The 14,356-nt window shown below is 58.9% G+C and carries 13 protein-coding genes; 9 read left to right on the top strand and 4 right to left on the bottom strand.

The features are described from left to right. Window positions 1-60: 60 nt before the first annotated feature. Entirely contained in the window at window positions 61-504 is a 444-nt protein-coding gene (locus WNZ14_RS17785) for a hypothetical protein (RefSeq protein WP_342869951.1), read from the bottom strand. A 301-nt stretch (window positions 505-805) separates the two neighbouring features. Here WNZ14_RS17785 and WNZ14_RS17780 point away from each other — a divergent pair, with 301 nt between their 5' ends. After that, on the top strand, window positions 806-1,972 hold the full coding sequence (locus tag WNZ14_RS17780) for an acetyl-CoA acetyltransferase (protein ID WP_342869950.1): 1,167 nt from the start codon (window positions 806-808) through the stop codon (window positions 1,970-1,972). Continuing rightward, window positions 1,972-2,724 (top strand): SDR family NAD(P)-dependent oxidoreductase, encoded by a 753-nt coding sequence (locus WNZ14_RS17775; RefSeq protein WP_342869949.1) that lies wholly within the window; start codon window positions 1,972-1,974, stop codon window positions 2,722-2,724. Before WNZ14_RS17780 ends, WNZ14_RS17775 begins: the two co-directional genes overlap by 1 nt. Here the strand turns inward: WNZ14_RS17775 and WNZ14_RS17770 are convergent. Both WNZ14_RS17770 and WNZ14_RS17765 read right to left on the bottom strand, forming a co-directional pair. After that, on the bottom strand, window positions 2,708-3,586 hold the full coding sequence (locus WNZ14_RS17770; protein WP_342869948.1) for an EamA family transporter: 879 nt from the start codon (window positions 3,584-3,586) through the stop codon (window positions 2,708-2,710). The genes WNZ14_RS17775 and WNZ14_RS17770 overlap by 17 nt on opposite strands. Window positions 3,587-3,697: 111 nt before the next feature. Next, entirely contained in the window at window positions 3,698-4,324 is a 627-nt protein-coding gene (locus WNZ14_RS17765) for a transglycosylase SLT domain-containing protein (protein WP_342869947.1), read from the bottom strand. A gap of 373 nt (window positions 4,325-4,697) precedes the next feature. On the opposite strand from WNZ14_RS17765, the gene WNZ14_RS17760 reads away from it, so the two are divergent. After that, window positions 4,698-5,702 (top strand): asparaginase, encoded by a 1,005-nt coding sequence (locus tag WNZ14_RS17760; RefSeq protein WP_342869946.1) that lies wholly within the window; start codon window positions 4,698-4,700, stop codon window positions 5,700-5,702. Window positions 5,703-5,740: 38 nt separating this feature from the next. Here the strand turns inward: WNZ14_RS17760 and WNZ14_RS17755 are convergent, their stop codons facing one another. Further along, complete coding sequence (locus WNZ14_RS17755) at window positions 5,741-6,781, bottom strand: AraC family transcriptional regulator (RefSeq protein ID WP_342869945.1); 1,041 nt, start codon at window positions 6,779-6,781, stop codon at window positions 5,741-5,743. Window positions 6,782-6,884: 103 nt separating this feature from the next. On the opposite strand from WNZ14_RS17755, the gene WNZ14_RS17750 reads away from it, so the two are divergent. From WNZ14_RS17750 to WNZ14_RS17725, 6 genes are all read left to right on the top strand, one after another. Then, window positions 6,885-7,712 (top strand): NAD(P)H-binding protein, encoded by an 828-nt coding sequence (locus WNZ14_RS17750; protein ID WP_342869944.1) that lies wholly within the window; start codon window positions 6,885-6,887, stop codon window positions 7,710-7,712. Window positions 7,713-7,745: 33 nt separating this feature from the next. Beyond that, window positions 7,746-8,141, top strand: coding sequence for a DUF4345 domain-containing protein (locus WNZ14_RS17745; RefSeq protein WP_342869943.1), 396 nt, complete (start codon window positions 7,746-7,748; stop codon window positions 8,139-8,141). A 76-nt stretch (window positions 8,142-8,217) separates the two neighbouring features. After that, window positions 8,218-8,718 carry an anthrone oxygenase family protein gene (locus WNZ14_RS17740; RefSeq protein WP_342869942.1) on the top strand — a complete coding sequence of 167 codons (501 nt, stop codon included), beginning with the start codon at window positions 8,218-8,220 and terminating at the stop codon, window positions 8,716-8,718. Between the two features lie 630 nt (window positions 8,719-9,348). Further along, window positions 9,349-11,454 (top strand): S9 family peptidase, encoded by a 2,106-nt coding sequence (locus WNZ14_RS17735; RefSeq protein ID WP_342869941.1) that lies wholly within the window; start codon window positions 9,349-9,351, stop codon window positions 11,452-11,454. A 186-nt stretch (window positions 11,455-11,640) separates the two neighbouring features. After that, the gene (locus WNZ14_RS17730) at window positions 11,641-12,882 is read left to right on the top strand and encodes a pilus assembly protein (protein ID WP_342869940.1); all 1,242 of its coding nucleotides are present in this window, start codon (window positions 11,641-11,643) and stop codon (window positions 12,880-12,882) included. Between the two features lie 362 nt (window positions 12,883-13,244). Next, window positions 13,245-14,336: a pilus assembly protein gene (locus WNZ14_RS17725; protein WP_342869939.1), complete on the top strand. Its 1,092-nt coding sequence runs from the start codon at window positions 13,245-13,247 to the stop codon at window positions 14,334-14,336. Window positions 14,337-14,356 lie beyond the last annotated feature (20 nt).

The raw sequence follows: 14,356 nt of genomic DNA, 5'->3' as shown, positions 1-14,356 counted from the left end.
AAAAACAAATGGTTGATGGAGATTCTTTGCCCGCGATTAACCGGAAAGAGGGCGTTGCGCTCATTCTCGATATTTCCGTGAAACCAAAGCCGCAAATGCTGCGTTGCCTCCCTGACAACGGCTCAACGTTTTGAAGTGTTGTTCCCTGCCCACCGCAATATTTCGCGCCGAGGCAGCGACCATTTTAGCAGAGGAATATTTTCGATGAACCATGGGAAAGCAACGGTAAAACCCCAATCCAACTATTTGAGCAGGGCCGCTCGCGATACGGACGAGCGTAGTCATGAGCGGCGCAAATGCTCTGTCCTCTTCAATATCTTTTTTCCTGCCAAGGGAATTCGGAAAACCAGCAAGGCCCAACTTAGGGTGCTCAACATCGGTGAGGGCGGTCTGTCGGCCACATCGCGCAGGCAGGATATCCCTGATCATTTCTACATCAGCATTGGTGATAGGCAGTTCCTCATCGCTTGCGCCATTGTCGAACGAAATGGCGATGTGCTCCACGTTCGCTTCCTCAATGAACTGCCGACTGTTTTCGTCGATGTTGTGGCTTCGTTGAGGGATCCGTTGGCGCTTCTCGAGGAAATTCGCCCGGCTCTGTACGGCCTCGAAGATTGGGTTATGTGATGTGGGCGCATGACTGATCTGCCCTTGCCGCGGCAACACTGAGCGCACAGCAGCCGGTCACTGCCGGCTGTTTCCCAAACTCTCAAATCCCGCAAAACCCCCTTGGCTCTTTACAAAGCCGTCCGCGCGCTCAAAATGCGCGCCAACACAGACAAGATTCCCGGGAGAGAGACCAAATATGTCCGCATGCATCATCGGCTGGGCCCACACGCCCTTTGGAAAACACTCTGAAGAAACCGTCGAAAGCCTGGTCACCAGAGTGGCGCGCGAGGCGATAGAGCACGCCGGGCTTGAGGCCGGCGATATCGACGAGATTTATCTCGGTCATTTCAACGCCGGGTTCTCTGCGCAGGATTTCACCGCCAGCCTCGTGCTTCAGGCCGATGACGCGTTCCGCTTCAAGCCAGCCACCCGTGTCGAAAACGCCTGCGCCACAGGCTCGGCAGCCGTGCACCAGGGCATCAAGGCCATTCGCGCAGGCGCTGCCCGCCGGGTGCTGGTGGTGGGCGTCGAGCAGATGACAACGACGCCGGGGCCGCAGATCGGCGCCAACCTGCTCAAAGCCTCCTATCTGCCGGAGGAGGGCGACACGCCTGCGGGCTTTGCCGGCGTCTTCGGCAAGATCGCCGATGGCTACTTCCAGAAATATGGCGACCAGTCTGACGGGCTTGCTGCCATTGCCGCCAAGAACCACAAGAACGGCGTCGACAATCCCTGGGCGCAGATGCGCAAGGATCTGGGCTTCGAGTTCTGCCGCGCCGAAAGCGACAAGAACCCCTATGTCGCTGGTCCCTTGAAGCGCACCGATTGCTCGCTGGTCTCCGATGGTGCGGCGGCAATCGTGCTCGCTGATGTGCAGACAGCCATGCAGGCGCCGCGCGCCGTGCTGTTCCGCGCCGCCGAACATGTTCAGGACTTCTTGCCGATGTCCAAGCGTGACATCCTCGCCTTCGAGGGCTGCGCTCTCGGATGGAAGCGCGCCTTCGCAAATTCAAAGACGTCGCTTGATGATCTCTCTTTCGTCGAGACCCATGACTGCTTCACCATCGCCGAACTGATCGAGTATGAAGCGATGGGGCTGGCCAAGCCGGGGCAGGGCGGTGATCTCGCCATGAGCGGCGAAACCCAGAAAAACGGTCGCTTGCCGGTCAACCCGTCCGGCGGCTTGAAGGCGAAGGGCCACCCGATCGGCGCCACTGGCGTCTCCATGCACGCGCTCTCCGCCATGCAATTGACCGGCGAGGCCGGCGGCATCCAGGTCAAGGACGCCACACTGGGAGGCATCTTCAACATGGGCGGCGCTGCGGTGGCAAACTACGTCTCCATCCTCGAGCGGATTCGCTGATGCCAGGCGCCACCGGTCACGTTGTTGTCACCGGTGGCGCATCGGGCATCGGAGAGGTAACCGCGCTGGCGCTGATCGACGAGGGCGTCACCGTCACCATTCTTGATGCCAGTACCGAAGCAGTCGCCCGCTTGGAAGACCGGCTGTCGGGCGAAGACGCGCTGGTTCTAACTTGTGATGTCACGGACGAGGAGGAGGTGGTCGATTGTCTGGCCCAGGCGGTCGGCGCGTTCGGGCCGGTCACGGGTCTGGTCAATTGCGCAGGCATCGCCCGCGATATTCCTGCCGAAAAGACCAGCGCCGAGGTGTTCCGCCAGATCCTCGATGTCAATCTGACCGGCAGCTTCATCCTCTGCCGCGCCTGCCTCGACCAGATGGGCGATACGCTCGCCATCGTCAATCTCGCCTCCGCTTCGGGCATCAGGGCCAACGCCGGACGGGTGGCCTACGGCGCGTCCAAGGCAGGCGTCATCCTGATGAGCCAGGTTCTGGCGAATGAATGGGGCGCCAGCGGCGTGCGCGTCAACGTGGTCGCACCCGGCCCGGTCGACACGCCGTTGATCTCAAATCTTCACACGATGGATGACCGCAAGCGCTGGACTGCCCAGATCCCGCTTCGCCGCTATGGCCGCCCGGAAGAAATCGCCGATGCCATCCTGTTCCTGCTCTCGCCTCAGGCGAGCTACATCAATGGCCATGTACTGACCGTTGACGGCGGATTTTCATCCTCGGGGATCATTGCGGGGCGGTAGTGGGGGTGGTGACCGGCGAAACCTTCTGCCGCCCGATCGAAACGCCTACTGCCGTGGCGCCAATCACCAGCGCCATGCCCACCCATTGCAGCGGGCTGAACCATTCGCCCAGAGCGACTGCGCCGATCGCGGTTGCCACCACCGGGCTCGCGAGCGCCAGGTAGACGGCACTCGGTCCGATCTTGCCGATGCCGCGGGTCCAGACGAAATAGGCGAACGCAGTGCCGAGCAGCATCAGCCAGCCATAGCCGACGATTTCCGTGAGCCCCGGCGCAGGCGGCAGTCCTTCAACCATAAGCGCCACCGGCAACAGCATGGCTCCACCGAAAATCAGCTGCCATGTGGTGGTCTCAAGCGGTGTACCCATCCGGCCCCAGCGATCAATCAGAACCGTGCCAATCGCCATCGACAGTGCCCCGCCTATGGCTGCCGCAACCCCGATCGGGTCAGGATGAGCGTTGGGTGACAGCACCAGGAGCCCGACGCCGATCACGCCGGCGATGCCCGCAAGGATTTGCACCGGGTGCGGTGCGCGGCCTATCAGCCATCCTGATATCAGGATCACCGCCAGCGGCTGGATTGCCCCGAGTGTCGCGGCAAGTCCGCCAGGCATACGGGCTGCGGCGACAAACAGCAGCGCGAAAAACAGCCCGATATTGGAGAACCCGATCACCGCATGGCGTTTCAATGCGGCAATCGGCGGAATGCGCGGATTGAGCGCAAGCAGGATCAGCCCGGCGGGCAGCGCGCGCATCGCGCCGGTGAGCAGTGGATGGCCGACCGGCAGGGTCTCGGTGAACACCGCATAGGTGGTGCCCCAGAGCATCGGCCCCAGTAGGGTAATCAGGATTGTACGCAACATGGGAGATAAGGAGATTCCGGTGGATATGGCCTGAGCTTAGCGATCCGCGGGCCGGGCGCAATGGCGAAATCCACCTGATGGGAGAGGGGTGGGATAGGTGGCGGTTGTGGCCTATCCAATCACTCCGGGTTGCAGCCCTTCAGCAAGAAGCACAGAAACCTTGGCTGCGGCTTCGGTCTTGGTCACATACCCGTTGCCATTGGTGTCGAGCCCCCGGTTGAGCTTGTAGGCTTTCGAGCCTTTTCGAAACAGCACATAGCCTGGCTCCTTGTCGACGCCGCGGGGATAGAGCACCGCCATATACGCGCTTTCGAGATCGGCCATCTTGCCTTTGTAGGGATTGAGGTATCTCTCGACATAATCGAGCTGGTCAACAGCACTCATTGTGGCAAGCGCAGCCGTGGTGGTTCCGAGATCCCGGGCGGTTGCGGGCATGAACTGGATCAGCCCGGTGGCGCCAGAACCGGCGCGGTTGGTCTCGGACGGATCGAAACTCCGGCCGGTCTCGAACGCCATGATTGCCATCAGATGGTTCGGGTCCATCTCCAGACGGTGTGCGATCTCGATTGCCTTGCGCTTGAAGGCAGCTGAGACGCGCGCGCCCCAGGCGATCGCGAAGTCGGGCTCGATTGCGGGAGAAATCGGCGCGGGTCCGGTCGCGGGCGGGAAGACCGGATCGGGTGCTGCCCGCTGTGTAAGCCATGACATAAGGGATGCGAAAAATGAAAGCCTGGCCATGGTGTCTCCGATTCTTGGCGGGATCAGGTGGTGTGATGGCCATAAGTCTAGGCAGCGCCTGACAGGGCGTGGACAATTCGCATTTGCGGAAGGTGTGTTCTCCGGCATTTGGCTTGGCGCTGGACAGCCACCCCCGCCTGTCTGCCGGAGACCGATCCTCCAGCAAATTCAGAATTCTAACCAATCCTGTTCACAGCAGCTGCCGACCGTTTGCGGGGTTCAGGAAAGCAGACAAAACCGTGCTGCCGGTCTGTCGCTCCCAGGTTTTGTGCACAGCTCTTGCCCGAAGCGCTCGCTTCTGCGATCACTCTGGCCCTACATTCCGGACGCAGGATCCGGTGTCAGTTGTCAGTTCAGTGCCAGGAAATCAGCCATGCCAAATCCCGTTCTCGTTGAAGTCACCCGCGGCCAGATGGTCGAAAGCCGCCATCGCGGCATGGCTGTTGTCGTGGATGGTGAAGGTAAGGTGGTGATGAGCTTGGGCGAGGTCGAGACCCCGGTGTTTCCGCGCTCTGCTGTGAAGTCGATGCAGGCGCTGGCGCTGGTCGAGAGCGGTGCTGCAGACCGCTACGGTTTTGGCGACAAGGAACTGGCGCTTGCCTGCGCCTCTCATTCCGGCGAACCCGAACACATGCGGCTGGCCGGCGATATTGTCGCCCGCGCAGGCCTCTCGGAATCAGATTTCGAGTGCGGCTGCCACTGGAGTTCCGAGCAGAAGGTGCTGATCGAGCAGGCCCGCGCCGGCGACAAGCCCAACCAGCTCGGCAACAATTGCTCAGGCAAACACGCAGGCTTTCTTTGCCTCTCGTGCCACGCGGGCGTCGATCATTACGGCTATGTCGGCTACGATCATTTTGTCCAGACGACGGTGCGCGACGTCATGTCCGATCTTACCGGCGCGAGCCTCGGCCATGAAAATTGCGGCACCGACGGCTGTTCGATCCCGACCTACGCAGCACCGCTCAACAAGATCGCCCACGGTTTCGCCCGGATGGCTTCGGGCGTGGGGCTTGGAGCGGAACGCGCCAAGGCAGCGAACCGCCTGATGTCGGCCTGCATGGCCGAGCCCTGGTATGTTGCGGGTACCGGCCGCGCCTGCACCGAGCTGATGAGACTCGCGCCTGGCCGCATCTTTGCCAAGACCGGTGCCGAAGGCGTCTTCTGCGCCACCATTCCAGAGAAGGGCTACGGCATCGCGCTCAAGTGTGAAGACGGCGCAACCCGCGGCGCTGAAGCGATGATCGGAGCGGTCCTGTCCAAGCTCTTCAAAGACGATCAGGACCTGTCGGCAAAGCTTGATGGCTGGTCGCGAAAGACAATGAAGAACTGGAACGGCATCGAAGTCGGCCGCATCCGCCCGGCAGGTGAACTGGCCTGAGCTGAAGCAAGGTCAAACGGCTCAGACCGGAGCCGGGACTAACCTGCGTTGGCAGCTTGCGGAATAGCGAAAACCGGCCCGGCGCGTCCAGGTTCCGCGCGCCTTATGCTGCCCGGTGGTTGTCCGAAGACACGTTTGAAGGCCCGACAGAAGGCCGCTTCCGACTGATAGCCGAGATCGCCTGAAATGGCGGCCAACCCGTCCCCGGTGTCGATCAGCCGGCTGCGCGCCACGCGCATCCGCCATTCGGTCAGGTAGCGCAGCGGCGTTTGCCCGACCAGATTTGCAAAGCGTGCCGCAAACGCCGAGCGCGACATGCCAACCTCGGCCGCGAGCGTGTCGACGCTCCAGTCTTCGCCCGGCCTGCGGTGCATCAGCGCCAGTGCCTTGCCGATCTGCGGATCGCGAAGTGCTGCGAGCCAGCCTGTCTCGGTCGTGGGTGCCGTTTCAAGCCAGGACCGGATCGCCTGGATCACCACCACATCCGACAGTCGCGTGATCACCGTTTCGCCACCGGGCTTCAGCGATGCCGCTTCGCTGGCGATGAAACGAAGTGTGCTTTGCAGCCAGCCGCCGGTCTGGTCGTCCCAGGCGTCGATATTGATGATCTGCGGCAGCAACCCGACCAGATGCTCTGCCGCCACATCATCAAACCGTACCACGCCATACATCGTCCGTGTCATCTCGCCGCCGCCGCCATGGCGCATGATCTCGTAGCGCTCACTGACCTTCTCGACAGGAAGATCAAACAGTGGTTCGCCAGCGAGGCCGGCGGCACTGGAAATCACATGCGGCGTGCCATGCGGAATCAGCGCCAGACAGCCCTGCGACAAGAGCTGCGGCTCCATGCCGTCAAGTTCCAGCCAGAGCGCCCCGGAGGTTGCCACAACGAAAGACATCACACCCTCAAGCCGCGGAATGGCAATCGACCAAGGTGCCGTCAGTTCGCCGCGGCAATAGAGCGTTCCCGTCAGGCGCAGCATGTGCAGCGTCTCGGCGAGCGGATCGGAGGTCACAGGAATGCTGGGATCAGGTTTTGACATGAACCCGGAATAGCCGCGTTCTTGCGGATTGTCCATTGCTGTGGACGATCTGCACATTATTGAAGATTTGTAATCATTGTTCATCCAGAAATTTGAATTTAAGTCTTTTGCATCATCAATCAGGCGCAAGGAGCTTCTCATGCACACCACACCCATTCTCGTCATAGGATCAACCGGCAAGACCGGCAGCCGCATCGTTAAGTCACTGTCCGAAAAGGGCTATCCTGTTCGCCCGGGCTCCCGCAATTCAGCCATCCCGTTCGACTGGGACCGGCCTGATACCTGGGCAGCCGCACTAGCGGGCGTGAATGCTGCTTATGTCTCCTATTTCCCCGATCTTGCCTTCCCCGGCGCTGCCGAAAAGATCGAAGCCCTGACCGTGGCGGCCAAGGCCAACGGTGTGCGCAAACTGGTGCTGCTGTCGGGCAGGGGAGAGGCGCATGCCCGCACATGCGAAGATATCGTGCGCAATTCCGGTCTCGACTTTACCCTTGTCCGCGCTGCCTGGTTCGCCCAGAATTTTTCCGAAGGCTACCTGCAGGGCCCAGTGCTCGATGGCGTTGTGGCAATGCCAGCGGGCGACATCAAGGAGCCGATGGCTGATGTCGATGACATCGCTGACGTAGCGGTCGCAGCCCTTACAGATAACCGCCACAATGGCGAACTCTACGAGATCACAGGTCCGCGGCTGTTGAGCTTTGCCGAAGCCGCAGCCGAAATTTCCGCTGCCGCCGGCATCCCGGTTCGCTATATGCCGATCACGCTCGAGCAGTTCCATGAAGCGATGCTCGGCATCGGCGGGCCGCTGATCGCCGATGTCTTCACAGAGATCTGCCGCGAAACCCTCGACGGGCACAATGCCTACCTCACCGACGGCGTTCAGCGTGCCCTGGGCCGTGAACCGCGTGATTTTGCCGATTTCTGCCGCAGCGCTGCGGCCAGCGGTGTCTGGAAAAAGGCTGCCTGATATCCCCCTGGCCCCCCCATAAGGAACAATCCCGTGAACTCTTCAGTCTTCCAAAAAGCCGTGCTTCTGGTCGCAGGCGTCACCGCCATCTATACAGGCTCGTCGATCCTGATCTCACCCGATGGCTTCTATTCGGCCTACAGCATTTCGCTGTCCGGCAATGTCAGCCTGACAAACGAATTGCGCGCCTCGGGCGCAAGCGTGCTGATGTTGGGCCTTCTCACTTTGGCGGGACTGGTGTTTGCAAGATTTGCAATGGCATCAACACTGCTCGCGGCGACCATGTTCCTCGCCTATGGCGCAACCCGGTTTCTCAGCGTCGGTCTCGATGGCCAGCCGGATGGAGGTCTCGTCACTGTCATGATCGCCGAACTGGTCATCGGTGCGGCAAGCCTGGCGGCTCTGATTTCGGCGCGCAGGGCAGGCTGAAAATCACCCGCACGGCCTGTGAGCTCAACAGGCTGTCTCTCATCCGTTCAAAAAACAGGGGGCGAAGAGCCCCCGCATGAAAGCAACGATTATGTCTCTCTGGTTCATTCTGTTGTGTGCAGCATCCGTTATCGCCTACGCCGCCATTGGCGGTGTGTTTCTGGCATTCTCCGATTTTATAATGCGTTCCTTCAATCTTGTCAGCGCCCAGGGCGGGATCGAGTCCATGCAGGTCATCAATGTCGAGATCATGCGCTCGGTATTCATGGTTCTGTTCATGGGACTGACGCTGGTCTCGCTCATCATCACTGTCTATGCGGCGGTCAATGTCGATGGCACACCCAAACCTCTGTTGATGTTGGCAGGTGGTCTCTATCTTGTCGGTGTCTTTGCCGTCACTGCAGCTGGCAATGTTCCACTAAACAATCAACTGGCCGCGATCGATCGGGCTTCACCCCAGTCGCTTGCCTTCTGGAAACAGACCTACATGACAAGCTGGGTCACCTTGAACAGCCTCAGGACACTGGCATGTTTGCTCGCCTCAGGACTGACGCTTGCTGCGCTGGCTATCCGGTGAGTGGCGAGGTTGGGCGCAGAGAGGTGGCCGCTTGACAAACAAACGCCGTCGGTTGATCTCCGCCAGACACAAAAGTCCTGATCGGCCCCAGGCGCACGGCCAAACGTGACCGCTTTGGTGATCTGTTAGAACCCTGACGCCTAGAGGTTGATCTCATCTGCTGCGTCTCGCAATAGATCTGCCAGTGCGGTATTGTGCGCATTCCACCAGTGATAATCGATCAGTTCCGCGGTGTCATTGCATGGTCGCCCGGCGAATCTGTTGGCAATTGCTATGCAATATCCTGATAAAACTGGGTTGTTTAGGATCAGTTCAGTCAAGTGAGCAACCGCTCGCTCTCGATCAGCAATAGTCAATAAACCGCTCCATTTCACAACAGTTTTCACCAGCTTCGTTTAACGCGGGGTCATGAAATTGGTTCCATAATATACCCTAAAAAATTAGGGAATTTTGCATGATCTGAATTTGTCCAACAGACGGGCGCCGCCCGATCCATGCGATTGTAACGTGTGCAATGATTGCGCTTGGCAGATGCGGGACAGCTCTTTTCCTGCGCCCTTGCCTTGATCGGTCATGCCACCGCCTCTATGTCGGGTAACCGGCTGTTTTCGAGCCCCGCCTTTTCCGACCATGGAGCCTTCCTTGTCCCCATTCAAAAACCTGCCCGCAGCCCCGGTTGCCGAAAAGAACGCTGTCACAGACACCCGTCATGGCATCACGCGTACTGATGACTATGCCTGGATGCGCGATGACAACTGGCAGGCCATGTTCAAGGATCCCTCCATTCTCGAACCGGCGATCCGCGCCCATCTCGAAGCGGAGAACGCTTACCAGAAGGCCGCGATGGCTGACACGGAAGCTCTGCAGAAGACGCTGTTTGCAGAGATGCGCGGCCGTATCAAGGAAGATGACAGTTCGGTTCCATCGCCGGATGGTCCCTGGCAATATGGCGTCCGCTATGTGACCGGCGGCGAGCAGCCGAAATATTTCCGCATTCCGCGCACCGGCGGCGATGAGCAGATTGTGCTTGATGGCGATCTGGAGGCTGATGGCAAGGCCTATTTCCGGCTGGCCGGAACCGGACATTCGCCCGATCACGCGGCGATGATCTGGGGCTATGATGACAAGGGCTCGGAGTTCTTCACCCTCAAGGTTCGGGATCTGGCTACCGGCGAAGACGGCTCTGACCTGGTCGAGAACACCGGCGGCGGAGCCGCATGGTCAGCCGATTGCACCGGGTTCTTCTACACCGCAGTCGATGACAACCATCGTCCCAGCAAGATCTTCCATCACCGTCTGGGGACACCTCAGAGCGAGGATGTCCTTATCCACGAGGAGACGGACACCGGCTTCTTCATGGGCGTTTCCGGAACACGTCTGAACGATGTCATCATGATCGGCATTAACGATCACGAAACCTCGGAATGCTGGGTCATGCCGGCCAATGATCCTCAAGCCAAACCGCGGCTTGTCGCAGAGCGCAAGATTGGCGTCGAATATTCGCTCAGCGAAGGTGGGGATGTGTTCTACATCCTGACCAATGCCGATGGGGCCAAGGACTTCAAGATCGTGCAGGCGCCGGTGGGCTCTCCTGAGCCTGAAAACTGGAGCGAGGTCGTTCCTCACAAACCGGGAAGGCTGATCCTTTCGGTCAGCGCCTACCGCAACCACCTAGTCTGGATGGAGCGGGAGAACGGCCTGCCGCGCATCGTCATCCAGGATCGGACAAGCGGCGAGCAACATGCCATCGCCTTTGATGAAGAGGCCTATTCGCTCGGGTTTCAAGGCTCGATGGAATACGACACTGACGTGGTGCGGTTCAGCTACTCGTCGATGACGACGCCGTCCGAACTCTATGATTACAACATGACCACCCGCGAACGCACACTCCTCAAGCGGGACGAGGTGCCGTCTGGCCACACGCCGGCTGACTACATCACGCGGCGTGTCATGGCGCCCGCGGCTGACGGCGAACAGGTGCCGGTGACGTTGCTCTATCGGCGCGACACCCCGCTTGATGGGTCTGCGCCCTGCCTGCTTTATGGCTACGGCTCCTACGGCATATCGATCCCCGCGAGCTTCAACACCAATTGTCTGTCGCTGGTCGATCGCGGCTTTGTCTATGCCATAGCCCACATTCGTGGCGGCAAGGAAAAGGGCTTTGGCTGGTACGAGGCTGGCAAGCGCTCCAACAAGATGAACACTTTCAGCGATTTCATCGCCGCGGCACGGCACCTCGTCAAAGAGGGCTTCACCTCGCATGACCGCGTAGTAGCCCAGGGCGGCTCTGCCGGTGGCATGTTGATGGGGGCGGTCGCCAACATGGCGCCTGACGCATTTGGCGCAATCATCGCTGCGGTTCCCTTCGTTGATGTGCTCAACACCATGCTCGATGACACTTTGCCGCTGACGCCGCCAGAATGGCCGGAATGGGGCAACCCGATCGTCTCGGCTGCGGATTATCAGACCATCGCTGGTTATTCCCCCTATGACAATGTCGCAGCGCAGGCCTATCCGCCGATCCTGGCGGTTGCTGGCCTGACTGATCCGCGCGTGACCTACTGGGAGCCTGCCAAATGGGTGGCCCGTTTGCGGGAAGTGTCGACCAGCGGGGCACCTGTTCTGTTCAAGATCAACATGACAGCCGGCCATGCAGGTGCGTCGGGCCGCTTTCAGCGGCTTGAAGAGATTGCCTATGAATATGCATTTGCGCTCAAGGTGGTCGGCAAGGCCTGAATATTGCGCTGCGGCAGCAACCTGCGGGTGGGCACCAAGCCAGCCTTTCCGCAGGCTGGCAGTTGGGAAGCCGCCTGCATTATCCAATCTCTCGTTCTCTAAGTTTTTACCAATTCACTTAAGTTGATCCTAATGGATCATGCGTATCTGTGTTCACATCGTATTCCAATGATGTGGAGTTACAGCATGACCAATTCGTCGATCATGAAGATCGCGAAATTGTTTCGCAATACAGACGGCAATTTCGCGATGCTGGCCGGATTGGCGCTGCCGGTCCTGTTTGTCGCCGCTAGCCTGGCAATTGACACGACCAACGCGCTGTCCATGAAAACGCGGCTTCAGAATGCTGCCGACAGTGCTGCGTTGGCGACGACCAGTCAGCTTGCCGAGGAAAAAATCACCCAAGGCCAGGCCGTGAGCTACGCCGTAAATTTTTTCAACGGGCAGATTGCGGACGACTCGTCCGCGTTTGACGGTTTCTCAGCCGTACCAACGGTAACTCTGACCAAAACAGGAACCGGAAAGAAGACGGTGTGGAAGGTCGATGTCGCGGTCGTCGGATCGCAGAAGACCACCGGCATGGCGCATCTGATCGGTCGCGATAGCATCGATGTCTCGATCAATGGCACATCCGAATCCGCCCGCGATGCCTCCAATCCGCTGTCCATGGTCCTGGTGCTCGACCATTCCGGATCGATGGGCGATCCCTCGGGCAGGACGACGTCCGTGACCGTTCCCAAATACTGCACCGACTGGATGTGGAAACAGGTATGGAACGGGTGGTGGAACGAGTGGAAATGGGTCAAGGAAACAACCCAGTGCGGAACCGAAGTCGTGCAAACCGATATCCCGAAAATTGACGTTCTCAAGGAAGCGGTAGGCAATCTGACGGCACATATCGAGGAAGCCGATCCGACCAATGAATATGCGCGCATGGGAGCGGTGAGCTACAACAACGAGACGACGAGCAAAGACAAGCTGAGCCCGACGTGGACGAAGTCAAAGGTTACGGACTTCGCCAATACGCTGGTTGCGGGTGGTCGCACGAACTCTGAAGCCGCGATGAAATGGGGCTACGAACAAGTCGTGAGCTCAACCGAAATAAATGAGCATTATTCCAAGAACGGCTCAAAGAAACCGTCCAAGTTCATTGTCTTCATGACCGACGGCAAGAATGAAACCGGTAGTTCCTCAAACGATGATTACGTCGACAAGCAGACACTCAAATACTGCACCGATGCCAAGAATGCCGATGTGACCATTTTCTCTGTTGCTTTTCAGGCTCCTGACAGAGGTCAGAAATTGCTCGCGGCCTGCGCATCGGGCTCTGCCAGATATTATGACGCTCAAAGCGCCGATGAACTCACCAAGGCTTTCGAGGCTATCGGCGAGGAAGCAGTCAAGCTGGTTACGCGGTTGACGGACTGAACCTCATCGTTCTTGACTGCAATCGATCTGGTAAAAGCGGTTTTCGCGCCAGCACTGGACAGACACCGAAAGCGTGATGCGCACATCATGGAAGCAGTTTTACAGTGCTGGCGTGGAAGAGCGGGCACCCGGAGCTGATGCAGGGCAGACATTTCACCTCAAGAATGCCGGCAAGCGTTTGACCATATTCGAGTTTGCCCTGCCTGCTTCAGTTATATCTGACGCTGATAAGCAGCGAAAACAGCGTCAAGCCTGTATCATATTGGTGTTCTGTAAAATTTGAACGTCTCGTTTAAGCGCGCGCTTATGGGTTCCGGTGTATTTGTTTTCATCAAGAAGACAGACGAAAACGGGGTCCCGAGATGGCTAGGTCGATGTTCGGAAAGATTGCGGATCTTTTGAGCAACAATCAGGGCAATTTCGCCATCATGGCGAGTTTGACCCTCCCTGTTGTTATCATCGGAGCAAGCCTCGCTCTCGACACCACCGATGCGTTGTCTATGAAAACCCGCATGCAGAACGCGGCCGACAGTGCTGCGCTTGCAACTTCGACACTGTTGTCGCAAGACGAAAATCTCAGTGTGGAAGATGCGAAAGCCTTTGCCGCAACATTTTTGCGGGGGCAGATGGAGGAAGATCTGCCGGCTTTCTCCAACATGAGCGTCACCCCCCTCATCACCATCACCCCGGTCAAGGACAATGGCAACACCATTTGGCAGGTGGCAGTTTCCCTGAGCGGCACCAAGGCTTTGAGCCCCATGGCGCATTTGATGGGCCGGTCCGATATAAGTGTCGGTGTGGTCGGCAAGTCCGAGAGCGCCTCCGGCGTAATCCAGGGCGCCTTTTCCATGGCACTGGTGCTGGATCGTTCCGGTTCGATGGACTGGGACCTTGACGGTCAGCGCAAGATCGATGTGCTGAAGACCGCTGTTGGGGGCCTTCTCGACCAGTTTGAGACTGCCGATCCCGGCCACAACTATGTCCGGGTCGGGGCTGCCAGTTACAACACCTACATGACCGGCTCGCAAAAGCTCAGCTGGAAGCCGAAAAAGACCCGGGATTTTGTCAATGCCTTGCCCGCCGATGGCGGAACCGATTCCACTGAAGCATTCAACTGGGCCTACACCAACGTCAATTCGACCAGTGAAACGAAGAAGCACACGGATAACACTGGCCAGGAACCGCAGAAGTTCATCGTCTTCATGACCGACGGCGACAACAATTACAGTGCAGCCGATTCATCGACCCGAATCCTCTGCGACAAGGCTAAGGACGCAGGCGTTGAGGTGTACACGGTAGCGTTTGCGGCTCCGACGCGCGGCAAGCAGTTGCTGTCCTATTGTGCAACCAGCTCGGAGCACTTTTACGACGCTGAAAGCAGCGCCGATCTCATCGCGGCGTTCAAGAGCATTGGCAAGCAGGCGTCGCAGGTCACGTCACGCCTGACCCAGTAATCGGGTCACGGCTGGCAGCT

It is taken from the genome of Hoeflea sp. AS60 (genome assembly GCF_038900115.1).
In the GTDB taxonomy this organism is placed as follows: Bacteria; Pseudomonadota; Alphaproteobacteria; order Rhizobiales; family Rhizobiaceae; genus Hoeflea.
Note: the sequence above shows the minus strand (reverse complement) of the source record. Positions and strands in the feature narration are given on the sequence as shown.